This is a genomic window from Pedobacter sp. AC212, from assembly GCF_979258625.1.
The window spans coordinates 2,925,703-2,951,094 of record NZ_OZ409870.1 but is presented as its reverse complement, the minus strand read 5'-3'; the positions used below and the strand labels follow the sequence as shown (position 1 = coordinate 2,951,094).

Here is a 25,392-nt window from a genome sequence, read left to right as displayed (position 1 = left end):
AATAAGAGAAAGAATACAGCGTCTTACTGCATCGAAAATTATGTTTATCCAAAAGTGCTAAAAAGGTTTGATTTGTTTGTAAAACACCGTATTAAATTCGAAATATAATTTTCAAATTATTTCTGAATATTAAATGCTAGCTTTAAATTGCTGCAAAATTTAAAGACGCACTCTATGAAAAAACTAATACTTTTTCTCTTACTATTTTCCGCATACATACCGGTTTTTGCTCAAAACTTTAATTTTGGAGCCATTACCTATGATGACTACGAATTTGACCGAAACAAGCTTGATAGTAACGCAAATGCAATAGTGCTCAAAGAATTTGGTACAGCAAGGATAGATCTCGATGATGCTACAGGAAGGCTTGAACTTATTTTCGATTATCATGTAAAAATCAAGATTTATAACAAAGAGGGATTCGAAAACGCAAATGTTGTAGTGCCTTTATATAAGGATGATTCTCGGGAAGAAACCATTAACGATTTAACTGCATCAACCTTTAACTATACTGACGGCAAGTTTGTTGCAACACCTATGGATAAAAAAGCTATATTTTTCGAGAACCGATCAAAGTATACGAAGCTTTTAAAATTTACGCTACCGAATTTGAAGGAAGGATCAATAATAGAATATAGCTACAGGTTAAAATCTCCAAACCTATTTAATTTTAAAACATGGGAGTTTCAGTGGAAAATACCAAAGGTCACCAGTGAGTATCTGGTTTACATTCCTGGTATTTACAATTACAATGTTTCCCTTAGGGGTTATCAAAAGCTAAGCGATCAAAAGGTCGAGTTAGCTAAAGAATGTTTGCGCATTAATGGGGCAAATATAGATTGCTCCAAAATTTCTTACCTGATGAAAGATATACCCGCATTCATTGAAGAAGATAATATGACCGCTCCAAGTAATTTTAAATCGGCTATTTATTTCGAACTTTCTGATGTTACCAATCCGTCCGGGGGCAAAACATCCTACACAAAAACATGGAAAGATATTGATTACGAACTATCCAGTGATAAATCGTTTGGATCACAAATGAAGCGCAAGGATATGTATAAAGATCTTATCCCTTCTATAATTAAAGATGCGCCAGACGATTTGACGAAAGCGAAAGCGATTTTAAACTACATCAAAAAACAAATTAAGTGGGATAACTATTACGGAATTTATTGTGCGGAAAACATCAAGAAATCCTTCGATAACAGATCGGGAAACGTCGCTGATTTGAATTTAAATCTTATTGCTGCACTTTCTGCTGCAAACCTTGATGCTGAAGCCGTTATCTTATCTACCCGAGAGAACGGCACGATAAATAAACTCTATCCCGTAATCAGCGATTTTAATTATGTGGTTGCCAAATTAAACATTGGTGACAAAAGTTATCTTCTTGATGCTACGGAACCGCTTTTGCCTTTCGGTTTGTTGCCTTTGCGCTGTATGAACGATCAAGGCCGGGTTATTAACTTGAAAAAACCCTCTTATTGGATCGATTTAAAAGCGAGCCAGAAAACGGTGACCAATTACATTTTAAATGGAAAACTGACTAACGAGGGTAAAATAGCGGGTACACTTACGACCATTTATCAGGGTTACGCCGCTTTTGCCAAAAGGAAAGAAATTAAAAGATACACCTCCACTGATGAATTTGTAGAAAAACTAGACGAACGGTTGGTTAAAATAAAGATTTCCGACCCTGTAATTAGTAATTTAGATAGCGTAGAAAATCCACTCACAGAAAAGTACGAAATAGAGTTTACCATGAACGATGGAATAAATAAAAATGAATTTTATTTAAGTCCGTTTTTTATTAATGCGATTTCTAAAAACCCTTTTAATTTAAATATCAGAACTTATCCTGTTGATTTGGGTGCAGCATCTGATGAAAGGATTATCATCAATATCGAACTGCCAGCAAAGTATAATTTAGTAGAAAAACCAAAAAATCTGGCTATTGGCTTACCCAACGGTGGTGGTAAGTATCTGCTGCAAACTCAATTGGATAATAACACCCTGTCATTGAGCCAGATTTTGCAATTCAACAATGCTGTTTATCAACCTGATGAGTATCCCTTTCTAAAGGAATTTTATAGTAAAATAATCCAAAATCAAAAGGTAGAGTATTTATTAAGAAAAGGCGAATAATATGAGATACAAACTTATAATAATATGCCTTTTTACTTTGATTAACACCGCTTTTTCGCAGGATAATTACGATGTTGATTTAATTCCCGGAACACTCAAAAACAGAGCTAACTCTTGTATCAGAAATGAGGAAATATTAGTTGATATGCGTTCGCCAGAAAACGTATTGTTAACCGTAAAGAAAGCGATTACTGTATTTAACGAAAATGGAGAAGATGAAGCAAGGCTGGTATTAAACTATGATAAAAATACCGCTATAAAAACAATAAAGGGTGAAGTTTACAATGCTGTTGGTAAAGCAATAAGCAAGTTTACGCAAAATGACTTTAGTGATGTAAGTGCAGCAGATGGGTTTTCTTTGTTTGTAGATAGCCGCGTAAAGCATTATCTGCCGAATGTGAATCAATATCCGTATACCATCGTTTACAACTATGAAATTCGTAATAAACAGAATTTAATTATTCCCAGATGGGTCCCAAAGCCTGGCGATGATGTTTCGGTGGAAAAAAGTTCATACACATTTATCTGTAAACCAACTGATGAGGTGCGCATAAAAACTGTGAATTATGCTATGGAACCAGAGGTTTTTACAGATGAAAAGCAAAAAAAAATGGTATGGAAAACCAGCAATATCTTAGCTGTTAAAAGTGAACCTTTTAGTCCTAACCCCGAAACTTATAGAACAAGCATTCAAATTGCACCCAAACAGTTTACTTATTACAACCGCAAGGGTAGTTATCAAAATTGGGAGGAGTTGGGGAAATGGGTTTATGATGATTTGATTAAACAGCGAAATACCTTGCCGCCAGCTACCATAACGATGGTGAAAGATTTGGTAAAGGATGAAAAAACTGATAAAGATAAAGCCAGAAAAATTTATCAGTATTTGCAGGATAAAACACGATACATCAGTGTTCAAATTGGTATTGGTGGTTTGCAGCCTATTGCAGTAAGTGAGGTCGATCGTTTAGGATATGGAGATTGTAAAGCGCTTGTAAACTACATGCAAAGTATGTTGAAAGCTGTTGATATTGAATCCTATTATTGCGTAGTGGAAGCTGGAAGCGAAAAAATAAGTCTTGACCCTCAATTTGCCGATATGGCTCAGGGTAATCACATCATTCTCTGTTTACCACTTAAAGGAGATACGACCTGGCTGGAATGTACCAATCAAAAAATTCCTTTTGGGTTTTTAGGCGATTTTACGGATGACCGGCTGGTGTTTGCCTGTACTCCAGAAGGCGGAAAATTACTTAGAACACCTAAACTAAGTGCACAAAATAATCTTCAGATAAGAAAAGTAAATTTGAGCATTAGTTATGATGGTACAGCTCTAGGCAATATGCAAACGGTTTTTTCGGGCTCGCAATACGATAATCATGAAACCAATATCGAAAAATCGATAACCGAGCAACTGAAAGCACTTAAAATTTGGTATAATCTTGATCATATAGATTTCGAAAACATCACTTACTTAAGAGATAAAACTGATAATCCGAAGATTACAGAAGATGTTAAAGTTAATATCCGTCAATATGCGCCAGTGGAAAACAATAAGATGTATCTACAGTTAAATGCTTTTAACATCTCGAGAGGTATTCCGGAAATAAAAGTAAGAAAGCTTCCTGTTTATATAAATAGAGGCTATACTGATGATGACACCATCACTTATTCGATTCCAGAAAACGTATTAACTGATTTTATTTTACCGATGAATAAAAGTCTGGAAAGCGATTTTGGGTCTTATGAATCGAAGGTAACTGTTGAGGGTAGAAAAATTATTTACCACAGAAAAATCAAAATTAACGATGGAACATTTCCTGCCGAAAAATATAGCTTATTTGCAAAGTTTATGACCGACGTAAATACTGCCGATAATTTGAAGTTGATCCTTAACTTAAAAAAATAATACCCAAGGCAATTCCAACAATCATAATTAAGTACATTAAAATTTCTGTACTTGCAAAGCGTTTATACTTTGTCCAGAAGGAATAATCGTCGTCCTGATTTGGCATTTTTTTCGTTTAAGCAGCAAAACTAACAAAATTGGATTAAGATTCAGGTTGAAAGGTAGTAATCTGTTTGGCCATGCCCTTAAATAATACAATATGAAATGGCCACATGGCGTACCAATACATTCTTCCCCATAAACCTTTCGGCCTGAAGGTAGCAATTTGCGATAGAAACGCCTGGCCATGAAATTCTACCAATTTGAATTCTAGCCAGGCTTCACCAGGCACTTTCATTTCGGCATAAAGTAATAATCGTTTATTCTTTTTGTCGGCTAAAAGCACCCGCCAGAAATCAAGCACATCACCAGCTTGAAGATCAATATTACTGGTTCTGCCTCTGCGTGTGCCTACGCCGCCGAAAATTTTATCTAAAAAACCTCTTAGCTGCCAAAGCCAATCCATAAAATACCATCCTCTACTTCCGCCGATGCTCCAAATATTATCAAAAACCTCTTCCGCCTTGCGTTCAAAAGGCATTTTCACCTTATATTCCAACGTACCATTTTGTGGAACTTTAATTTGATCCATGAAATCGGTTTGCAGGTAGCCTCTATTTAAGGCATCTTTCCAGCTTGAAACTATAGAATTTTGATCGATTTTTTCAAAAGCCAAATGCAAAGCCTGGGCATAGGTTAAGCATTGCCGCGGCACCACCTCTTTAATTCGGTCATCTTTACAAATCACTTCATTTTTCATGCTATCAACCAAGCTTTTTGCCAGTGAGTAAGGTACAGGTGTAATTAAATTCAACCATAAAGATGATAATCGTGGGGTAAGTACCGGTACGGTGATAATCCACCTTTTCAGACCGCGTTCCTTTGCATAGCCCAACAACATATTTTTATAAGTTAAAATATCCGGACCACCGATATCAAACGTTTCATTAAATGCTTCTTTGTTATGGAGAACACCAGTTAAATAGCCCAATACGTCGCGAATACCGATAGGCTGGCATTTTGTTTTTACCCATTTTGGAGCCACCATCACCGGGATTTTCTCTGTTAGATCTCTGATAATTTCGAAAGATGCACTCCCAGAACCGATAATAATTGCAGCTCTCAATATGGTACAGGCAATTCCCGATGATTTTAATTCTTCTTCGACCGCCAGCCGGGAGCCTAAATGTTTGGATAAATGCTCGTCGTTAGCAATACCAGTAAGGTAAATGATCTGCTTACACTTTGTTTTTTTTATTGCGTTAGCAAAATTCTCTGAAGATTTTTTCTCTAAATCAGAAAACCCTTCGTCGCTTGACGACATGGAGTGAACCAGGTAATAAGCTGCATCAACATCATCCGGAATCTCATTTAGAGAATCGGGATTTAATAAATCACCATTGATAATTTGAACCTGATCCACTAAGTCAGATTGTGCCGCAAATCTTCTGCTATCACGCACCATGCAAACAACCTGATGCTTCGCATCTAATAATAAAGGGAGTAATCGTGTACCTATGTATCCGTTTGCGCCAGTGAGCAGTATTTTCATCAAGTAATTATTTATTTCACAACACCTTAAAAACTGTTTTGTTATTTCTTTTCCTACTGATTTAAAAGAATTTGTATTCCACTAAGCTATAAAATAAAAACCTAAAGTCATTTGAAGGTCAAACAAGCTGTATTATTAAAGCTACACTGTGTTTTGGACAACATTTGGTTTAATCTATCGTATATGTAGTATTAAACCAAACATCCCTGTATGAATAAATACATTTTATACTTTGCTTCCATCATTTTAGTATGTGTTGCTCTTATTGGAACAAGTTTTAAAGCAGCTGATCAATCCCAATCTCAACCTTTAAAAAACTTTGCAGCAGATAGCGTTTACAACCAGTACATTTTGGATTTATATCAAACGGCCGATTTGGATTCGGTTGGTTTGAGTGAGCAGGTATTTGAGAAAGCATTGACCGGTTATTATAATATGAAATATTCTGGCTTATTGCATGACAAATCAGTGCTAACCATCGCAGATTTTGATCAGGAAAGTCGTAAAAAGCGCTTGTACATTATTGATATAGATAAAAAGAAACTAATTTTAAATACATGGGTGGCACACGGCCAGAATAGCGGTGGGGATAAACCCTCTAATTTTTCGAATATTCAGAATTCGAACCAAAGTAGTTTGGGGTTTTATCTCACTGGAGAAATATATTTTGGAAAACATGGCAGATCGTTAAAACTAGATGGAATGGATCAGAATTTTAATAGCAAAGCCAGAGATAGAGCGATTGTTGTACATGGGGCAGATTATGTTTCGCAAGAAACCATAAATAAACTGGGTAGATTAGGAAGAAGTCAGGGCTGTCCTGCTGTGCCCACTAAACTCGCCAATAAAGTAATTGATGCCATTGCAGATCGGACAGTCTTATTTATAAATAGTTCAGAACAAGCTTATCAGTCTTCTCTTTTAAACGAAACACTAGCGGCTAATGCAGCTTTAAATCAAAATAATATGATGGCTGCCCAAATGGATTAGTACATTTTGAGGTTGGTGTTGTTTAAATTTTTAGGGAGCATTTTAACAAAAATTGGTTTAAACCGGGCCAAAAAATCCCATACCCAACGATTGCTGTCTTTTTCCTTTTCGCCGCAGTCCACAATTTCTGCTCTCAGTAGTAACTTCTTCACAAAATTGTTCAGAGGTGTTAATTTAATAACGCTATTAAACTTTAACCCTACATAATCGCAGTAAACATGTACCAATATTTCAACAATTAACGAGTCATTGGAAATGACTAAATCCTTGTTAAACAGATTTTTGTAATTACTCTTAATCGTTTTTGCTAACAAATTAAATCTTTCGTTAACGTTTCCATTCAAAAAGCGCCACAATTCAGCATCACTGTATACACGAATTATGCCCGGTTGCAAATCAACTTTTATCCTGCATGCTGCTAATTCGTAAATCTTTCTCATTTTTTAATATTGGATTTAAAAATCGATTTATTGTTACTAAACGATGTATTCCAAACAGCTTGATGCCGAAAATGTTTAAGTTCAGCTGGTTACCCTGTGAGTAAAATTTTAGCTGTTGAAAGGATTATTTTAGTCATCTTTGAGGTTGAAAAATACGCCTAATTAATGAAGATAGTTATTGCAGAAAAGCCCTCTGTTGGTCGTGAACTTGCTAAAGTTTTCGGCGCAACAACCCGTAAAGATGGATATATCGAAGGTAAAGGATATTCATTTACCTGGGCTTTCGGACACCTACTTCAATTGGCACCTCCACAAGATTATGGTTTTATTGGTTGGAGAAAACAACATTTACCAATGTTGCCAGCTAAATTTAAGTTAGCAGTAAGAAAGGTAAAAACCAAAGATGGTTTTGTAGAAGATCCGGCAGTTAGAAAACAGTTGGACACCATTAAGCGCTTGTTTGATGAAGCAACCGAAATCATTGTTGCTACCGATGCCGGGCGTGAGGGCGAATTAATTTTTAGGTATATTTATTATTATCTGAAATGTAAAAAACCTTTCAAACGACTCTGGATATCATCTCAAACAGATGAAGCGATAAAAGATGGCTTCAGAAACCTAAAGCCCGGCACAGATTATGATACCTTATTTAATTCGGCACATTGCCGCTCAGAATCTGACTGGTTGGTAGGGATGAACGCCACTCAGGCTTTAAGTATCTCGGCTGGGAACAGAAGCGTATTATCTTTGGGCAGAGTACAAACCCCAACGCTTGCAATGATTTGTGCCCGGTTCCTGGAAATTAAAAATTTTGTTCCCCAAACTTATTGCCAAATAGCCATCCAACTGATCAAGGATGAGCAGCAATTTAAGGCAGTATCTACCTCAAACTATAAGGATAAAGAAGAAGCTGAAAAACTTTTTGCATTGGTAGAAGATGTAGCTTCTGGTTTTGCCACTGGAGGAAACATCACTGCTGTAGAGGCTAAACCCCGCAAAGAACCACCACCACTTTTGCACGATTTGAGTAGCCTGCAGCAGGAAGCAAATAAAAAGAAAGGATTTACCGCCGACCAAACCTTAAATATTTTGCAAAATTTATACGAAAGCAAATTGGTATCCTATCCACGTACCGGATCAAGGTATATTGGTGATGATGTTTTTGCTGGCGTTCCAACGTTAATTTCGAAATTTACCACTCATCCTGATTTTGGTAAACAAGCACAGTTTCTTCAAACGTTTAGCCTAAATAAAAGAAGTGTAAACGCTAAAAAGGTAACTGATCACCATGCCGTATTGCCCACCGGCGAAGAAGCGTATGGTTTAAGCAGCGATAAACAAGCGGTTTACGATATGGTTGTGGGGAGGATGATTGAAGCTTTTCATCAGGAATGCCTTAAGGAAATTACCAAAATTACTATCCAATCGGGTTTAACTTTCATAGCGAATGGAACCGTTATCCGCTCTGCAGGATGGCGCTCGGTTTTTAACGAAACCGATGAAGATAAAAAAGATGAAGACAATGCGGCGCTGCCTAAAGTTGTTGTAGGTGAGCAATTGCCTATTTTAGAAAAGTCTTTGCTCGAAAAACAGACCAAACCAAAAGCCATGTACAACGAAGCTTCGTTATTAAAGGCACTTGAAACCTGTGGAAAAGAAATTGAGGATGAGGAATTGCGTTATGCCATGAAAGACAGTGGTTTGGGTACCCCAGCAACACGGGCTTCAATTATTGAAACTTTAATTACCAGAGAATATATTGTACGCGAAAAACGTAATTTGTTGCCTACTAATAAAGGCTTGGCAGTTTACGAAGTGGTAAAAGACAAACAAATTGCACAAGCTGAACTAACCGGACAATGGGAAAAGCGATTGGAAGAAATTCGATCGGGATCTTCCGTGGCAGATTTTAAATCGGAAATTACGGAATACACGAAAATGATTACCAACGAATTATTGATTGCGGGAGCCAGTATTTCTGGAAAGCTAGAAGATAAAAAACTAGAGAAAGCTTAATCGAAAGCTTTCTTTAACACTTGCTCAATCGAGATACCCATGTTTTCATCTTTTTTGATGAAACCTATCGCCCCTGCATCTTTATATTGGTGCTGTAAAGTGGCCTTATCGTTACCTGTAAACATGCACACCTTTATTTGAGGTTGGATGGCATGAACTTTTCTTATAGTTTCAGGGTTACTATCTCCCCTTGGCATATTGATATCCAAAAGCAAAAAATCGAACTGGGTTTGATTTAGCAACTCAAATGTATCTGGTAAATTAGTAGTTTCAGTGATAGTTGGATTGTCGAGAAATTTTTTGAAAAAACCTTTCATCACCATTCTCATCAAATCACTATCGTCTGCAATTAAAACTTTAATTCCTACTTTCATTTCCGTTAATTATTAAACCATCATCCTTTACAATGAAATTTATATAACACAGTTTTCTTCCTTGATGGTTAAAGGGAATTTTAAAGCGATAAAATAAATCCAGGATGATTTACTCAAATGTAATAATTTATACGCAAAATAAATGACCTAATAGGTTAGCTATTTATAAATTCCCAAGCGCTATGGTAGGCACCTAATTTATCGGCATATTCAATAAAGTCTGCATAAAATTTGGCCTTTGATAATGTTGCACTATCTCCTATTACTACCAATTTCTTTCGTGCCCTTGTCATAGCCACATTCATTCTTCTGGTATCTGATAAAAACCCAATTGATGCATCGGAATTGCTTCTGGTTAAACTGATATAAACAACATCACGTTCCTGCCCCTGAAAACTGTCTATTGTATTTACCGAAATTTTATTTTTTAGAGGAATTAAAGCTTCATTTTCTTCAACTAAGGACTTTATAAATTGTACCTGTTGTTTATAAGGTGAGATAATTGCTATTGATGGAAAATTATCAATTTCTTTGGAAGTAACTTCCTGCACGAATGAGGTGAGATGATTAACTAAAAAAGCAGCTTCATCAGGATTTATAGTACTTGTGCCATCTAGTTTTTCATCAAAACTGCAGCCAGCAGTATCGATATAAATAAGTGGTTTATCATCGTCGAAAATTAAATGACTTGCAACGGAATGATGAGCATTTAATTGGTTCTGATAAAAAACTTTAGAGGAATAGCCCATAATGTTCTGGTGCATTCGATACTGTTCGTTCAAAAGCACAACAGACTCAGGGTGAATGTCTATCAACTTTTCTAATAATGTTTTGCTTAAGCCATTACTTCCGGCTTCTTGGGATTTTATTGTCGGTGAAAGCTGAAAGTGATCTCCTGCAAAGATTATCTTCTCTGCTTTTAAAATTGGTATCCAGCAGGCGGGTTCTAATGCCTGGCCAGCTTCGTCAATCACTACGGTATTGTACTTCAAATTGCGGACGCTGTAATGGTTTGCACCCACTAAGGTTGCAGTGATAATTTGTGCCTTATCAAACAAATGGTCTGTAATATATTGCTCAATTTTTTCTACTTCTTTCCCAATTTTATGCGCCTCATTAAATAAAGCTTTCCGTTGATCTCTTTCAGCCTTGCCAAAACTTCGCTTATACTTATGGGCCATGTTTTTATATTCGTTGGCCTGTTTTTTTAGCGATTTAATGGTTTTCATATCCGGATGATCAGCCATTTTGTGTTCTAGAGTCGAGGTTAGTAGTCGTTCTGAAACCCGAGCTGGGTTACCAATACGGATGGTATTCAACCCCTCCAGCAAAAGTTTCTCTGTTAATAAATCAACGGCAGTATTGCTAGGGGCAACTACCAAAATCTTTTGGTTATTATGCTTGATCAATGATTTTATGGCATGAACGAGTGTAGTCGTTTTTCCTGTACCAGGAGGACCGTGAACAATTGCCAAATGATTAGCGGTGACAATTTTATTTACCGCAAGCCTTTGCGAATCATTCAATGTGCTAGGGATAACAAACTTTTCTTCCGTCTGAAACGATGGTTTCTCAGCTGTGGCCAATATTCTGATCAGTTTATTTTCTGAATCATCTTCCGAAAGAACTGACGCTCGTTTCAATGCATTTTGCATTTCATCGTAGCTGTTGTTGTCGAATAACAAATCGACACCAAGTTTACCATCTCTTGTCCAATCTGGCAATTCATCAACCCGAAAGTTGATTTTCATTCTAGTGCCCGTTTGGTGGGTGATTATTCCTTCTAGCTGATCTTCCTTTGGATCATGATTGGAGAATAACACCACAGAAGATCCAAATCTAAACTGATGAGAAAAATCTTGATGTGTTGTACGTTCCACCTCCACGGTTAAATAATCGCCCCTTCCGATCTCATTATTTCGGATAGCAATTGGATACCAGGTAAGCCCCAGGGAACGGCGATCGGCAGGCGAAGTATTTTCTGTAAGCTTTAGATAGGATTGCAGATCTGCCTCAGGCTCTGTATTAAGTAGATCTTGAAGCTTTTTAAAATATTCTTTTAACAATGGATAGGATAAAAAAAAATCAGTGAATTATATAATTAATGAGACTAATTTGCAATTACAACACCAATTCATGATGGAGCCTCATCATCGTCTCGTAAGGATCTGTGGCAAAACCAGGGTGTACTTTAGAGCATTGAATTACAGTACTTCTAGTGGCAGTAAGCCATCTAAAACGGGAGGCCTGATCATATTGACCAATCGGACCAGCATTTTTTGCGCCTATGCTAATTCGTTCAAAAGCTGAAAGATTTGCCTGTACTTCGTCAATATCGATTTTAGCTGAAAAAGTAGATAGTTTAACTTCATCAACAATGAAAATGCTTTGCAAGAATTTCTTTTTTGCACAGAAAAGAATAATGCCCACATTCATAAATTCTTCACGCTCTACCCTAGGCATAACACGAATCACGGCATACTCAAATAAGAATTTCTCTTGCATGCTGCGCTTCTTTTAAAAATAGTTCAGAATTTGCTAAACGGGTTTCCAGAAAATACGAGTAGGCATTCCTGTGTGCTGTATTGCTTTCAAAGTTAGTCTCCCCTTCCAACCAATCATCCGGAATTAAGTTGATAACTGCCCGAATTTTTTCAGGATTTAAGATCGATTTAAATTCCTGATCAACAACATCTAACTCAGATGCCCAAGGCAATAAAACATGGTCTTTTACCAGAAAAAACGGTCTCGTAGCCTGTTCTTTCCAGTTTTGCCATGAATGGTGAAAATATAGCGACGCACCATGATCGATGAGCCAGAGTTCCTTATGCCAAATGAGCATATTGGTGTTGCGGCATGTACGATCCATATTGGTTAAAAAACAATCTAACCACACAATTTGCGAGGCCAGTTTGGCATCGACAGTAGTAACTGTTGGATCAAAAGTTATGGCACCTGATAAGTAATGAAGTGCGAGATTTAAACCGACACTTGCTTTTAGTAAATCTTGAATTTCTTCATCCGGCTCGGTTCTTCCAAATGCCTCATCCAGATTAGCAAAAACTAATTCCGGAACCCGTAAGCCCAAAATTCTTGCTATTTCGCCACCAATTAGCTCGGCTATTAATGCCCTTGTTCCCTGGCCGGCGCCACGGAATTTTAATACGTATAAGAAATTATCGTCGGCTTCAGCAATTGCAGGCATTGATCCGCCCTCTCGCAAAGGCGTAACATACCGCGTAACACTAACCGTTCTTAGTTGAATTTCATTCATAAGCTTAATTAGCGTAACAATTATAAAAATAGGTCACGTGCTAACCTCGCCACAAATTTAGAAGATTTATATTAATATCATTAACCTATACGGTCAATTAATCATGCCCTAGATACGCATTGCCTGCTGGTGTCATCACGGCTGTCCATTGAATAGATTCCCTGTTAATTTTAACTAAGCCCATGCTTTCCAATACCTCGTAATCATCTTCCATCCCGCCTAAAATTGGAGAACTTACTTGCTGATTGATAACCTCTAATAGAGATACAATTTCTGATCTTTCCATAATTATGGTTTTTGAAGTACTAAACAGTTGTAGCATTAAAATGTTTACTTCAGGATCTAAACATTTTCGATGGTTGAAGGTTGTATTTAAAATTAATTCGATTTCATGGAACCACACATCTATTACATTTTTGTTTTAGCGCTCCCCGTAGCTTGCATCGCCTGGACGGTTACCAAAGAAGAAATTTTTAGAGAGGCGAGAGAATTTTGTGTTGATCGATCTAAAAATTGCGACAAGCTAATTAAGCGGAAATTTTTTTATGTGTTCACCTGCGAATATTGTTTCAGTCACTATATCACCTTGATTATCCTGTTGATTACGAAATACACGCTTATCTATCCAGATTGGAGAGGATACATTATAGCGTTCTTTGCAATTGTTTGGATTGCAAATGTATACATGAGCTTATATAATATTATACGAATTGATTTAAAGAAAGAGAAAATTCGAGCAGCCAAAGAAGAATCAGAACTTAAGGGAGAGTAAAAATTTGAGTTAAGAAAATACTTTTTATGCCATCATCCGTTATAGATCATTTTAGTTATAATCCAGAAGCGAAAGCACTCAATATCACCTTTGTCTCTGGAATGGTCTATCAATATAAAGGTGTGCCGCAGAAGGTATTCGAAAGCTTCAAGGCTGCCAGATCAAAAGGCAGATATTTCAATTATTATATCAAAGAACATTACTCATTTAAAAAACTAGCAGATGCCTGAAGGACCATCAATTGTGATATTAAAAGATTTGGTGGCTGGACTGCACTTAAGAAAACCTGAGGTTTTGGAAGTGACAGGAAATGTGACGACTATTGATAAAGACCGGCTTTTGCATCGAAAGGTTAATGATTTCAAGAGCTGGGGAAAACACTTTTTAATTTGTTTTGATGATTTTACTGTCCGTATTCACTTCATGCTTTTCGGAACATATTTAATAAATGATAGTAAAAAAACACCAATCAAACTTGGACTCACCTTTAAAAATGATCAGCTAAATTTCTACACCTGTAAAATTGACCTACTTGAGGGTGATATTAACGAACATTACGACTGGAAATCTGATGTTATGTCTAAATCATGGGATCCCAAACTGGCACTAAAAAAATTGAAAGAAACCGCATCTTCCTATATCTGCGATGTATTATTAGATCAAAAGATTTTTGGAGGCGTTGGCAATATCATAAAAAACGAAGTGTTATATAGAACTAAAGTTCATCCACTTAGTAAAATTGAAGATATTCCTTTAGCTAAACTTAAAGAGGTTATTAGTGAAAGCCAACGATATAGCTTTGATTTTCTGGATTGGAAAAAGGAAAACACATTGAGTAAGCATTGGGAAGTGTATCTGCAGAAGAAGTGCGCTGCAGATCATAAGGTTACTAAACAAGAACTCGGGAAGACACACAGGCAATGTTATGTGTGCGATTTTTGTCAGAGAAATTATTCTAAACAATAATTTCTACCACAAATACCGATGTTTCGTCTTGTATTTCTTAACGATGACAGTGAACTATAATCTTAAAGTAAAAGAATTGTTAAACATTTAGGAATTATATAAACTACTTCTATATTTGTCCTCGAGAGCGTTAATTTAGATACGGGTATATGGCTTAGGCTGTATGCCCGTTTTTATTTTCAACGAATTCCATATGCTGAATTACTTTTTCCAAGCATATTTTCAGCCAAATCGTGTAGTTGTTTGGGTTGTATTCAATATCTTTTTTCAACAGATCGAGGGTCATGTATTTAAAATCCATCACCTCGTCTAGATTGATTACGGGCTTCTTATTAGATCTGCCGAAAAAAACATGATCAAGTTCATGCTCCGTCAATCCATCTTCAAATTTAACTTTATAAAGAAAGTTGAAGGCATAACTCAAATCACATCTCATTCCCATTTCTTCCCCTAACCTTCTCTGTGTGGCTTCTAAATTGCTCTCGCCTTCCCGAGGGTGACTGCAGCAAGTGTTAGTCCACAACCCACCGGAATGGTATTTTCCCTCGGCCCGTTGCTGCAATAAAAGCTCATTGTTATCATTAAAGATAAAAATGGAAAACGCCCTATGCAGAGCACCCTTTTGATGGGCTTCTAATTTCTCCATTTTACCTTGCGGTATATCATTTTGATCAACTAATATTACGTGTTCTTCCATTAAACTAGATCACATTTAATTTATGGCGGATCATAGAATCGAACATTAAACCAATCTTATGGTGGTTAGGTATTCTTATTCTTTCAGTCATAATTTTCTCTGCACTCAATCCCTTTATTTTGTTAAATAACTTTTTATAGTAGATATATGATAAATAAACGCCGTTTCTCGAACTTAACGGGAGCATCTTAATGCCAACCAAAGACTCATTGAACTCCTCCTCTATTTCTTGCTCAATTTTTCGTTTTTCGTTATCACAGAACGCCGCTAAATTCACATTAGGGAAATAATTCCTGTTCAAAGCCTGATGATCTGCTTTCACATCCCTCAAAAAATTAACTTTTTGAAAGGCAGAACCAAGCTTCATCGCAAAAGGCTTAAGTCTATTATACTCACTTTCATCACCATTGGTAAACACTTTTAAGCACATAAGCCCTACAACTTCCGCTGAACCCAAAATGTATTCATCATATAAATCTTGCGTGTATAATTTATCCTCTAAATCCATTTCCATACTTCTAAGAAAAAGACGAATGAGTTCATGATCAATCTTAAACTCATTAACTACTTTCTGAAAAGAATTAATCACAGGATTTAAGCTGATGCCTAACTGGATAGATTCGAAGGTGTCCTGCTTAAATTTTTCGAGTAAATACTTTTTATCAAAATTATGAAAGCTGTCAACAATTTCATCCGCTAAACGAACGAAACCATATATAGCATAAATGGGTTGGCGCAACTCTTTACCTAAAAAATAGATGCCAAAAGAAAAACTGGTACTATAACTAGTGGTGGTGAGTTTACTACAATTGGCCGATAGTTGATCGAAAATTTCTTTCATGTTAAATAGGGATTTGTATTGATTTTTCGAACTCATCAAGCGATTTAAACCAATTGATATGATCAATATTTTTAAGTTTTTTTATAACTGTTGCATTTCCTGCCAGATGAATTTTAGCAGTTTTGCACTTATTAGTGAGGTTAATAATATATTTATTTGTTGGTTCTTCTGCTCGTGATTTAACCATAAAAAGCAAAACGTGATCAATATTTATCGTCGAAATTACAGCGTTTATAGAATCTAATGGCGTTCTATTGCCTAAAAAAATAACATTTTGATTATTTAGTTTTAGCAGGTAGTAAGCGAAAATTAAACCGATGTCATGGTCTTCATCTTCGGGTAGAAAAAGTAGCCAGGTAGCAGTATCCTGGTTAGTGGTATTTATTTTATCGATTTGGGCAAAAAGTTTTTGTCTGATAATGTTGCTGATAAAATGTTCGTGGGCAGGACAAATATCATCTTTTCTCCACATCAATCCTAAACGAACAAGTAAAGGGTATGTTACTCTACGGTAGGTATTGGTAACACCCATTATCTGCATGCAATCGTTGAGTAGATTGTTAAAAGCTAAGTGATTAAATTCTAAACCAAACTTAATTAACCTCGACAGATAGAATTCAGCCAGATCATCGTCAGATTGATGCTCGTATTGTTGATCTAAAAGATCTTCTATTGCTTCGTTAGAAAGACTACAGATTTTTGAAATTTTTAAACCTACTTGATTTAAGCTAACGATGTTTAATAGCTTTACAAGCTGTTCATCGTCATACAATCTAGTATTACCCTGCGATCGCATAGGTGTTAAAGCATTATACCTTTGTTCCCAAATCCTAATAGTATGCGAATGTACGCCCGAAAGCTGTTCTAGATCTGAAATGGTATAAGTCATTTTTGTTTAAATATATTCAATAAAATCTAAACAAAAAGAAAGTCGAATAGTTTTTTTCTATCCGAAACAAAATTTACAATTTCGAAGTAATAAAATTTCAAGGCAGCTCCGTTGGAATGCTCAGTCGAAACTAAAGAATTTTAACACTCATAACGCATGTTAAAACTCAATTGTAGGCTCGCTCAGTTAGCAGAACCCCACTCTCTCCGTTTCCCGTAACAATGGTGTGAACATGTTTATATGTTTGACTAAAAAAATCATAACCGTGTTCCATTGTTTCTATCGAAACCGATTTAATTGGGTATTTCCGATTGGTTTGAATACACAATAAATTACCGTTAGCAAGCAAAAGGAAATCACAATCATATCCTAACTCTTGCAATTCAATCACTTTTCTGGTGATAGATTTATTCAACGTAGTAGTGATGGCGGTTCTGTTTTTCATAGGAATGTATTTTAGGTAGATAATTATTGAGTTGTATTTAAGGATCATCTTAAGATTATTACGGTTTTAAACCCGAAATATTATCAAATGGTCAATAAATTGTAAATCACATCAATCATTTATGTTAAAACTACATATTTATTATTATTAATCGCATATTTATACCTCTAATAAAATGTATATGCTTGCAGTTTATTAATTCATATTCGTGAAATTAACACTACACAATTAAATCTACTATTTGCCAATACATTATAAATTATTTTTCGATTTTATCACTCTAAATTGTATTTTGCAGCATCTAAAACTCACAAAATGTCTATAAGTTGCATCGCCATTGATGACGATCCCCATTCCTTAGAAAATCTAATTGCTTACATGGAAAAGTTGCCCGAACTGGAGTTAGTTCAAACTTTTACTGAACCTTTGCAGGCGTTGGCAGAAATATCTATGGCAAATCCTGTTGATATTATTTTCATAGACGTAGAGATGCCGGCACTTTCTGGCATTGAGCTCGCTGGCTTATTGAGGCAAAAGGCTAAGCATCTTATCTTTACCACAGCTCATCCGAGATACGCATTAGATGCCTTTAGAGTTGAGGCAGATGCCTACCTATTGAAGCCCTATTCTATTCTTAACTTCACCAAAACCATTAATAATTTATTTCCTACTGGTAAAACCGACCATCAAACTTTATCCATATTTAATGACCATTACTTTTACATTCCATTACATAATGAGAATGACGAATTAGTAAGAGTAAATTTTGAGGATTTGATTGCGGTCGAGGATCATAAACACGATATTAATTTTATTACCACGGAGCTATCTATATCAAGTGCTAAAATAAACTTCGCGAAGATGATTAATATGTTGCGATCGCACCCAGGGTTTATCCAGATTAGTACCGATACAATCATTTCTAAAAAGCACATCAAAAGTGTTTTAGGCAATCAGATTTTGCTTGCCAGCGGCGTTCTTTATACAATTGAAGATTCGCACAAATTGCTTTTTAACGAATTTGCAAATAACAATTCTTTGAAAGATAGCTGATAATTGATGTCATCGGGAAGTTTAATTTAAGTTTTTAATAGCGGTTAAAACATTCCTGATGTTTCTTTGTATTAGGGATAGTCTATTTTTTATTAATTGAAGATCCGTTTTGAAAAGAATATTAGTTGTTGATGATGATCCCGATATTTTGGAGGTTTTTCAGATGGCACTAGAAACCGAGCATTACAGCGTTTACCCATTATTATCTCCAAGATTTATATTTAAAACAATAAAAGAGTTTATGCCAGATTTAATTATTCTGGATATTATGCTGAACGGAATGGATGGCAGAGCAGTTTTCAAAGAGCTAAGACTAAATCCTGAAACAGAAAATATCCCGGTAATAATGGCCTCTGCCCGTTATGATGAAAATTACATCGTATCGCAAAAACTAAACCCGGATGATTATTTAGTTAAACCTTTTAACATTTCAGATTTACTGCGAAAAGTAAATAAGCTAATTGCTAATTAAAAAACCATATATGAACTCAAGATTACTAACCCCGATTATATTGCTTTGCGCCGCAATATCAATGAAAGCTAGCGCACAAAGTAACCGTCCTGATAAACTTTATTCTATGAGTGGAATTGGTTTTGCATTCCCGATGGGCGAAACAGCAGATTACTTTAAACCGAAATTCTCGACCTCTCTTGGAGTAAATTTAGCTGTAGGTAACGGAGGCTTTTTCGTTTATCCAAAGGTGAGTTTACATGCTTTTACATTCAACCAACAGATCGCCGACCCCGGTTACACTTATACCATTCAGAAAGGCAGATCAACTACTTATTTATTAAACATTGCCTTAGGGTATCGTAAAATAGTAGATAAATGGGCCTTTTATGGATTCGCTGGTGCAGGTGGCGGCTTTATTTTGACTCCTCAAGCTGGTGTTAATGCTAATACATTGCAGGTAAATATGGAAAACAAAACCAATAGTTTAGGTATTGCTGAAGGTGGCGGTGGAATTGAATACAATATCGGCGGCGCCAACTTATTCGTAGAGGTTAGTTATATGTATGGTTTTGGTAAAATTCAAAATCGCGTATTTAACACCGTTCCTGTTAGCGTAGGTATTAAGCCTAATTTAAGCAAATTATTGAGTAAGCTTTAATAAAATATTAATAATAGTTAACCAGCGATTGCGTTATTACGTATTCGCTGGTTTTGTTTTAAAGCATTACTAAAAATGCAATACAACTAAAAAAACCATCAAAAAATAGCTCAAAATTATTTTTATTACTAAATATTTTAGTATAGATTTGTGTTTGAAAATTTGCCGATGTTGTACGCAGTTGTAGATATAGAAACCACGGGAGGCCATGCCTCTGCAAATGGAATTACTGAGGTAGCCATAAACATTCATGATGAAAATCAGGTGGTGGAATCCTATACAACCTTAATCAATCCAAGGCAATTTATACCTGCTTATATCACTGCTTTAACAGGGATTGACAACGATATGGTAGCAGACGCACCCCACTTTGAGGATGTCGCACTGCAAATCTACCAGCTTTTAAATGAAAAGGTTTTTGTAGCACATAATGTTAATTTCGATTATTCTTTTTTAAAACATCATCTAGCGGCTGCGGGTTACGACTTGAACTGCCGTAAACTTTGCACAGTAAGGCTAAGTAGAAAGCTTGTCCCAGGAAAGGCTTCATATAGTTTGGGCAAGTTATGTAGTGCATTAAATATCTCCATTCAAAATCGACACCGTGCTGGAGGAGATGCCGATGCAACCAGTATATTGTTTAATATGCTTTTAGAAACCGATCATGAAGGTATTATTGCCGAAATGTTAAAGAAGAGTTCAAAAGAACAGGTTTTGCCCCCACATCTAGATCGTGCTTCAATTTTAAGGTTGCCCAACCAACCTGGCGTATATTATTTTAAGGATAATAAGGGAAAGATAGTTTATGTGGGAAAAGCTAAAAACTTAAAAAAACGAGTGATAAGCCATTTTACTGGCAACAAACCAAATAAGCAACGACAAGATTTCTTAAGAACGATTTATAATGTTGACTATGTTGTTTGCGGTACCGAGTTGATGGCTTTAATTTTAGAAGCGAACGAAATTAAAAGACTTTGGCCAGAAAATAACAGAGCCATGAAGCGTTATGAGCATAAGTATGATCTTTATGTTTTTGAAGATCAAAATGGTTATTTAAGGTTGGCGATAGATAAGCACAAAACAAACAATAAATCACTTCAAAGTTTTAATAGCTTGTTAGAAGGTTACAATTTTTTGAATCAGCTAATTGAAAAATATCAACTTTGTGCTAAGCTCTGCTATCTTCAAAAAACGGCTACAAAATGCACTGCACACGATAACGGACAATGCTTTGGCGTTTGTAGCGGCATAGAAACAGTTGCCGTTTACAATAAGCGTTTAAATAATGCGCTAGCTGACCTCCAGAGTTTACAGCCCAGCTTCGCATTGGTTGACGACGGACGTGAGGCAGAAGAACTTAGCTGTCTTGTGGTAGAAAATGGAAGATTCTACGGAATGGGATATTTTAAAGATAAAACCTATTTAGCGGATGGCTTAGCTCCTATCAAAAACGATTTGTCAATTTATCAATCCAACAGTTATATTCTTAATTTAATTCTTAATCATGCTGCAGAATTTCCGCAGAAATTATATAAATTGTAATTTAGGCTCTCGAAATTTACGAGCTAATTTTATCAGTTATCTTTCAATCCTTTACCTTTTTATTTAGATATAAAAGACTTAAAAGCTTAAAATTGATGTAAGTTTGCTAAATCAAATTTTTAATGATAACTCGATTGAAGGTCATTTAAAACACATATTATGATATCTCCAGATTCTTTTAGAGAACTTGCCTTGTCTTTTGAAGACGTAGTAGAAACACCAAATGCCAACAAAAACTCATTTAAAGTTGACGATAAAATCTTTATTACAATTGATAATTCAAACTTAAAAGCAGTTTTTAGATTATCACCAAAAGAGCAAAACAAATTTTCGGATTTAGACCCATCAGCAATCTATCCTGCACAGGCGGGCTGGGGCAAACAAGGATGGACAATTTTTGAATTAAGTTTCATAGAAGACGAAGTTCTTAATGATGCGGTTCGACTTTCTTATTGCGCCGTAGCGCCTGAAGATTTAGCTAAGAAATATAAGAAGAAAGCTGTTAAGAAGTAACAAATTGTCTTAATTCACCCGGTAAATTTTCATAAATACCATTCTTTTTCTTTTGAAAATCTGATTAAGTTTAATAAAATTTTATAGCTATGATCAAATCACTATGGATAAATCTTCCAGTTAAGGATGTAAAAAAATCTAAAGAATTTTTCACCAAACTGGGTTTCAAATTAAACTTGCAATATGGTGTTCGCGAAGATAGTGCTAGTTTCCTGGTTGGTGATGCAGGTCTGGTTTTAATGCTTTTTGAGAAATCGTTATACGAGGGTTTTGCCGGTAGCGCAGTTTCAGGAAATTTTTCTGGAAACGAAGTATTATTTTCCTTCGATGCCGAGAGTCCGGAGGAAGTAGATGATTTGGCTAAAAAAGTGGCGGAAGCGGGTGGTTCTATTTATGGCGAACCTGGTTATAAAGATGGTTGGATGTACGGTTGCGGCTTTATAGATCTTGACGGCCAAAGATGGAGCATTTTGTTTATGGATTTCAGCAAAATGCCTTTGGGTTAGTTTAAGTCATAAAATCTAAACATATGGATGCTAAACCGCTAATAGTCGAATGCGTTTACAATGTGCCAATTGATAAAGTTTGGCAAGCCTTAACAGATAACAACCAACTTAAACAATGGTATTTTCAATTGGATAAGTTCGAACCGAGGATTGGATTCAAGTTCGACTTTATTGGTGGTGCTGACGAAGGACCAAAATACTTACATCTTTGTGAGATCATCGAAGTTGATGAAGGAGCTGTAATTGCTTATTCATGGAAATATGATAACTACCCAGGCAGCTCAATAGTGAAATGGGAAATCTTTGAGCAGGGAAACAATACCCGGCTAAAACTAACCCATACAGGCGTTGAAACCTTTGTCGAAAATGGTAAAGATTTCCAAAAAGAAAGTTTTAAAGCTGGATGGAATTACTTTGTAAATGATGCCTTATAAAATTTCTTACAAGTTCTGTAAATAATTGCTTGCTATTTTAATGCTTTCTTCAGTAGTTCAGCAACAGTTTTGTCCGTTTTGAAGGTAATTGCGTTCACATCCAATTCACTTATCGCAACCCAACGAAAGGCTTGAAGAATTTCTCCTTCTGCATCGAAATCGTAAATTTTTGTTTTAAAGGCAAGTTGTAAAGGTGCCTTTTCTTTAACCAGGTAATACACACTTATCACCTGACTATCGTTAAAAGAAGATTTTTCGTAAAAATCAGTCGTGTAAAAATGTGATAAAACCTCTATCTCAGCATTACATTCTTCCATAAATTCTCGCTTTAGCCCATCAATAAGACCTTCGCCAATTTCTAAACCACCACCAGGAAATTTGCTGAAACGAAAGCCATGCTCCTCTTCATCGCTAATTAGAATCTGTTGGTTAGCATTAATTAGCAAACCATAAACACGTACATTAAAGTAACTCATTTTCGTAATGCTTTTTGTTCTTGATCACAATTTCAGGCGTCCAGATAATTTCCTTTTTAAAGGCTTCTGCCCTCACCGGGCATTCGCTCATGTGGCAATAATGGCAGCACGCAGGCAAACAAGGGTCGGCATGGATAAATAGTTCTGCCTTTCGAATTCCGTTTTTATTAATAAGTTCATCAATCTGTGAAATTTCTCGATGAACTTGATTCAGGTCGAAATAGTAAGGCAATGTAACGTGGCAATCTATGTGAAAATCAGGGCCGTATTGTTGGGTACGAAGATTGTGAACATCAATCCAGGGATTATGCCTATTATTCTGCAGTACATCAACAACTTCTTCTACTAAGGTAAAATCGCTTTCATCCATTAACCCACCAACTGAACTTCTGGTTAACTTATAGCCAGAATATACAATGTAAAAGCCAACGATAATAGAAAGCAGACTATCCAACCAAATTATATTTGTTATTTGAATAAGCACTAAGCCGAGAACTATAGCCACACTAGTATAAGTATCTGTAAGTAAGTGCTTTCCGTCAGCCTGTAGCGTTATAGAATGCTGCTCTTTGCCAACTTTAACCAGGTATAAACCAACGATCATATTTACCAGACCAGTAATTCCTATAATTATGGTTCCCTGTAAAAGCTGCCCGACGGCATGGGGATAAATTAAATTATAAGATGATTTGAATATAATAATGATACCTGCTAGAAGAATCAAAATTCCTTCAACAAAGACGGAGAAAAATTCTACTTTTCCGTGGCCATAAGGGTGGTTTTCATCTCTGGGTTGCGTACTTAAATAGATGCTGTAGAACGCAAAACTGCCAGCAATTACGTTTACAATGCTTTCTGCTGCATCGGTTAAAATGGCATTTGAGCCGGTGATGAAATAAGCCACAAATTTGGCTAGCATTAAAAAAATACTAACCACTAATGAAATTATAATCGCTTGCTTTTTAATCGTCACGGGATATTTTTCACAAAAATACGCTTATCACTCAAATTAAATGAGAAAAACTATGCCTTTTTTAGTGCAGAATAATATTTGGTTTATATATTTGCGTTCAAAGTAATTAACCATGAGCACCTTATCCAAAAGAATCAACAATCTATCAGAATCTGCGACACTTAAAATGACCAAATTAGGCCGTGAACTGGCCTCAAAAGGTGTTAATATTATAAGTTTAAGTGTTGGTGAACCCGATTTCAATACGCCTGAACATGTTAAAAATGCCGCAAAAAAGGCTTTAGATGATAACTACACCCGTTACTCGCCAGTTCCAGGATACCCAGATTTACGTCAAGCTATTGTTAATAAATTAAAAACCGAAAATAATCTCGATTATGATATTTCGCAAATTGTAGTTTCTACCGGCGCAAAACAATCGCTATCAAATGTAATTTTAACTTTGATAGATCCAGATGATGAAGTGATTATTCCTACGCCATATTGGGTTTCCTACTCGGAAATGGTTGTTTTAGCGGAAGGAAAATCAGTTTTCATCGATACAGATATCGAGAGCAATTTCAAAATTACGCCCGAACAATTAGAAGCGGCCATAACGCCAAAATCGAAGTTGTTTATGTTTTCATCGCCATGTAACCCTACTGGTTCAGTTTACAGCAAGGATGAATTGGCAGCTTTAGTTAAGGTTTTTGAGAAACATCCTAACATTTATATCCTGTCGGATGAGATTTATGAGCATATCAATTTTGTTGATCAGCACGAATCTATCGCACAATTTCAGAGTATTAAAGATAGAGTAATTATTGTTAATGGCTTTTCGAAAGCATTCGCAATGACCGGTTGGAGATTAGGTTATATTGCAGCAAACAAAGAAATTGCTGCTGCAAATGATAAATTGCAGGGACAAACCACCTCAGGAACTTGTTCAATTGCACAAAGAGCGGGCATCGTAGCTTATGAGCAGGGCCTGGACAGTGTTTTAGCCATGAAAGAGGCATTTCTTCGTCGTAGAGAATTGGTTTACAATTTACTAAACGAAATCCCTGGTGTTAAAACGAACCTTCCGGATGGCGCATTCTATTTCTTTCCAGAAATCAGTTCATTTTTCGGCAAGCAAGATGCGGACGGAAATATCATCAAAGACTCTTCTGATTTAGCGCTGTATCTGCTAAACGTTGGCCACGTAGCTACCGTTGGTGGTGATTCTTTTGGAAACAATAATTATATCCGTTTATCCTATGCAGCTTCGGATGAAAGTTTAGTAGAAGCTTTAAGACGAATTAAAGAAGCACTAGGCAAGCTAGCATAGTTATTTGCAGTTAGTAATTCGGAATTTTCAGTTTATATATAAAACCCTTCGCTAGAAATGATCTGGCGAAGGGTTTTTAATTTTAGAGTTTTCGTATTATAATATGAATAACAAATAGCAAA

Annotated in this window: 28 protein-coding genes; 15 read left to right on the top strand and 13 right to left on the bottom strand. The window is 36.0% G+C overall.

The features are described 5' to 3' along the window. Positions 1 to 174 precede the first annotated feature (174 nt). Both ACZZZC_RS12850 and ACZZZC_RS12845 read left to right on the top strand, forming a co-directional pair. Complete coding sequence (locus tag ACZZZC_RS12850) at positions 175 to 2,148, top strand: DUF3857 domain-containing protein (RefSeq protein WP_463482392.1); 1,974 nt, start codon at positions 175 to 177, stop codon at positions 2,146 to 2,148. 1 nt (position 2,149) lies between these two features. Continuing rightward, on the top strand, positions 2,150 to 4,057 hold the full coding sequence (locus tag ACZZZC_RS12845; RefSeq protein ID WP_463482391.1) for a DUF3857 domain-containing protein: 1,908 nt from the start codon (positions 2,150 to 2,152) through the stop codon (positions 4,055 to 4,057). Positions 4,058 to 4,199: 142 nt separating this feature from the next. Here ACZZZC_RS12845 and ACZZZC_RS12840 read toward each other — a convergent pair whose 3' ends face one another. Next, positions 4,200 to 5,648, bottom strand: a complete 1,449-nt coding sequence (locus tag ACZZZC_RS12840; protein ID WP_463482390.1) for an SDR family oxidoreductase — start codon at positions 5,646 to 5,648, stop codon at positions 4,200 to 4,202. Positions 5,649 to 5,858: 210 nt separating this feature from the next. Here ACZZZC_RS12840 and ACZZZC_RS12835 point away from each other — a divergent pair, with 210 nt between their 5' ends. Then, a complete protein-coding gene (locus tag ACZZZC_RS12835; RefSeq protein WP_463482389.1) occupies positions 5,859 to 6,638 on the top strand; it encodes a murein L,D-transpeptidase catalytic domain family protein in 780 nt (259 codons plus the stop codon). On the opposite strand, the gene ACZZZC_RS12830 is transcribed toward ACZZZC_RS12835, so the two are convergent. Beyond that, positions 6,635 to 7,078, bottom strand: a complete 444-nt coding sequence (locus ACZZZC_RS12830; RefSeq protein WP_463482388.1) for a hypothetical protein — start codon at positions 7,076 to 7,078, stop codon at positions 6,635 to 6,637. The two genes, ACZZZC_RS12835 and ACZZZC_RS12830, sit on opposite strands and share 4 nt — an antisense overlap. Before the next feature lie 165 nt (positions 7,079 to 7,243). Here ACZZZC_RS12830 and topB point away from each other — a divergent pair, with 165 nt between their 5' ends. Next, positions 7,244 to 9,094 carry a DNA topoisomerase III gene (topB, locus tag ACZZZC_RS12825; protein ID WP_463482387.1) on the top strand — a complete coding sequence of 617 codons (1,851 nt, stop codon included), beginning with the start codon at positions 7,244 to 7,246 and terminating at the stop codon, positions 9,092 to 9,094. Here the strand turns inward: topB and ACZZZC_RS12820 are convergent. The 5 genes from ACZZZC_RS12820 to ACZZZC_RS12800 all read right to left on the bottom strand — a co-directional run bounded on the left by ACZZZC_RS12820 (position 9,091) and on the right by ACZZZC_RS12800 (position 13,028). Continuing rightward, complete coding sequence (locus ACZZZC_RS12820) at positions 9,091 to 9,468, bottom strand: response regulator (RefSeq protein WP_463482386.1); 378 nt, start codon at positions 9,466 to 9,468, stop codon at positions 9,091 to 9,093. The genes topB and ACZZZC_RS12820 overlap by 4 nt on opposite strands. A 155-nt stretch (positions 9,469 to 9,623) precedes the next feature. Then, positions 9,624 to 11,534: an AAA domain-containing protein gene (locus ACZZZC_RS12815; protein WP_463487382.1), complete on the bottom strand. Its 1,911-nt coding sequence runs from the start codon at positions 11,532 to 11,534 to the stop codon at positions 9,624 to 9,626. 55 nt (positions 11,535 to 11,589) lie between these two features. After that, the gene (locus ACZZZC_RS12810) at positions 11,590 to 11,973 is read right to left on the bottom strand and encodes a DUF3037 domain-containing protein (RefSeq protein ID WP_463482384.1); all 384 of its coding nucleotides are present in this window, start codon (positions 11,971 to 11,973) and stop codon (positions 11,590 to 11,592) included. Then, positions 11,951 to 12,742: a HipA family kinase gene (locus ACZZZC_RS12805; RefSeq protein ID WP_463482383.1), complete on the bottom strand. Its 792-nt coding sequence runs from the start codon at positions 12,740 to 12,742 to the stop codon at positions 11,951 to 11,953. Before ACZZZC_RS12805 ends, ACZZZC_RS12810 begins: the two co-directional genes overlap by 23 nt. 97 nt (positions 12,743 to 12,839) lie before the next feature. Further along, positions 12,840 to 13,028, bottom strand: a complete 189-nt coding sequence (locus ACZZZC_RS12800) for a hypothetical protein (RefSeq protein ID WP_463482382.1) — start codon at positions 13,026 to 13,028, stop codon at positions 12,840 to 12,842. A 105-nt stretch (positions 13,029 to 13,133) separates the two neighbouring features. On the opposite strand from ACZZZC_RS12800, the gene ACZZZC_RS12795 reads away from it, so the two are divergent. The 3 genes from ACZZZC_RS12795 to ACZZZC_RS12785 are packed head-to-tail and all read left to right on the top strand — an operon-like array spanning position 13,134 to position 14,480. Further along, on the top strand, positions 13,134 to 13,514 hold the full coding sequence (locus ACZZZC_RS12795; protein WP_265798783.1) for a hypothetical protein: 381 nt from the start codon (positions 13,134 to 13,136) through the stop codon (positions 13,512 to 13,514). A 26-nt stretch (positions 13,515 to 13,540) separates the two neighbouring features. Next, positions 13,541 to 13,744 (top strand): KTSC domain-containing protein, encoded by a 204-nt coding sequence (locus ACZZZC_RS12790; RefSeq protein ID WP_463482381.1) that lies wholly within the window; start codon positions 13,541 to 13,543, stop codon positions 13,742 to 13,744. Further along, entirely contained in the window at positions 13,737 to 14,480 is a 744-nt protein-coding gene (locus ACZZZC_RS12785) for an endonuclease (RefSeq protein ID WP_463482380.1), read from the top strand. Before ACZZZC_RS12790 ends, ACZZZC_RS12785 begins: the two co-directional genes overlap by 8 nt. Positions 14,481 to 14,634: 154 nt before the next feature. Here the strand turns inward: ACZZZC_RS12785 and idi are convergent, their stop codons facing one another. The 4 genes from idi to ACZZZC_RS12765 form a co-directional block, all read right to left on the bottom strand. After that, complete coding sequence (gene idi, locus ACZZZC_RS12780; RefSeq protein WP_463487381.1) at positions 14,635 to 15,177, bottom strand: isopentenyl-diphosphate Delta-isomerase; 543 nt, start codon at positions 15,175 to 15,177, stop codon at positions 14,635 to 14,637. Between the two features lie 4 nt (positions 15,178 to 15,181). Further along, a complete protein-coding gene (locus tag ACZZZC_RS12775; protein ID WP_463487380.1) occupies positions 15,182 to 16,018 on the bottom strand; it encodes a phytoene/squalene synthase family protein in 837 nt (278 codons plus the stop codon). 1 nt (position 16,019) lies between these two features. After that, the gene (locus ACZZZC_RS12770) at positions 16,020 to 16,907 is read right to left on the bottom strand and encodes a MerR family transcriptional regulator (protein WP_463487379.1); all 888 of its coding nucleotides are present in this window, start codon (positions 16,905 to 16,907) and stop codon (positions 16,020 to 16,022) included. A 166-nt stretch (positions 16,908 to 17,073) separates the two neighbouring features. Further along, positions 17,074 to 17,352, bottom strand: a complete 279-nt coding sequence (locus tag ACZZZC_RS12765) for a hypothetical protein (RefSeq protein ID WP_056848939.1) — start codon at positions 17,350 to 17,352, stop codon at positions 17,074 to 17,076. 315 nt (positions 17,353 to 17,667) lie between these two features. Between ACZZZC_RS12765 and ACZZZC_RS12760 the strand changes: the two genes are divergently transcribed. From ACZZZC_RS12760 to ACZZZC_RS12730, 7 genes are all read left to right on the top strand, one after another. Further along, positions 17,668 to 18,405: a LytR/AlgR family response regulator transcription factor gene (locus tag ACZZZC_RS12760; protein WP_463487378.1), complete on the top strand. Its 738-nt coding sequence runs from the start codon at positions 17,668 to 17,670 to the stop codon at positions 18,403 to 18,405. A 109-nt stretch (positions 18,406 to 18,514) separates the two neighbouring features. Continuing rightward, positions 18,515 to 18,877: a response regulator transcription factor gene (locus tag ACZZZC_RS12755; protein ID WP_056848937.1), complete on the top strand. Its 363-nt coding sequence runs from the start codon at positions 18,515 to 18,517 to the stop codon at positions 18,875 to 18,877. Positions 18,878 to 18,887: 10 nt separating this feature from the next. Continuing rightward, positions 18,888 to 19,517, top strand: a complete 630-nt coding sequence (locus ACZZZC_RS12750) for an autotransporter outer membrane beta-barrel domain-containing protein (RefSeq protein WP_463482375.1) — start codon at positions 18,888 to 18,890, stop codon at positions 19,515 to 19,517. 168 nt (positions 19,518 to 19,685) lie between these two features. Continuing rightward, positions 19,686 to 21,059, top strand: coding sequence for an exonuclease domain-containing protein (locus ACZZZC_RS12745; protein ID WP_463487377.1), 1,374 nt, complete (start codon positions 19,686 to 19,688; stop codon positions 21,057 to 21,059). A 159-nt stretch (positions 21,060 to 21,218) separates the two neighbouring features. Next, positions 21,219 to 21,572 carry an MmcQ/YjbR family DNA-binding protein gene (locus tag ACZZZC_RS12740; RefSeq protein ID WP_463487376.1) on the top strand — a complete coding sequence of 118 codons (354 nt, stop codon included), beginning with the start codon at positions 21,219 to 21,221 and terminating at the stop codon, positions 21,570 to 21,572. An 89-nt stretch (positions 21,573 to 21,661) separates the two neighbouring features. Further along, the gene (locus ACZZZC_RS12735; protein WP_463487375.1) at positions 21,662 to 22,078 is read left to right on the top strand and encodes a VOC family protein; all 417 of its coding nucleotides are present in this window, start codon (positions 21,662 to 21,664) and stop codon (positions 22,076 to 22,078) included. A 23-nt stretch (positions 22,079 to 22,101) separates the two neighbouring features. Further along, on the top strand, positions 22,102 to 22,512 hold the full coding sequence (locus tag ACZZZC_RS12730; protein ID WP_463487374.1) for an SRPBCC family protein: 411 nt from the start codon (positions 22,102 to 22,104) through the stop codon (positions 22,510 to 22,512). A 32-nt stretch (positions 22,513 to 22,544) separates the two neighbouring features. Here ACZZZC_RS12730 and ACZZZC_RS12725 read toward each other — a convergent pair whose 3' ends face one another. Together ACZZZC_RS12725 and ACZZZC_RS12720 are read right to left on the bottom strand one after the other, a co-directional pair. Next, positions 22,545 to 22,988, bottom strand: a complete 444-nt coding sequence (locus ACZZZC_RS12725; protein WP_463487373.1) for an NUDIX domain-containing protein — start codon at positions 22,986 to 22,988, stop codon at positions 22,545 to 22,547. After that, complete coding sequence (locus ACZZZC_RS12720; RefSeq protein WP_463487372.1) at positions 22,975 to 23,961, bottom strand: cation diffusion facilitator family transporter; 987 nt, start codon at positions 23,959 to 23,961, stop codon at positions 22,975 to 22,977. The genes ACZZZC_RS12725 and ACZZZC_RS12720 overlap by 14 nt, the downstream gene beginning before the upstream one ends. A 112-nt stretch (positions 23,962 to 24,073) precedes the next feature. Here ACZZZC_RS12720 and ACZZZC_RS12715 point away from each other — a divergent pair, with 112 nt between their 5' ends. Beyond that, positions 24,074 to 25,270, top strand: a complete 1,197-nt coding sequence (locus tag ACZZZC_RS12715; protein WP_463487371.1) for a pyridoxal phosphate-dependent aminotransferase — start codon at positions 24,074 to 24,076, stop codon at positions 25,268 to 25,270. Positions 25,271 to 25,392 lie beyond the last annotated feature (122 nt).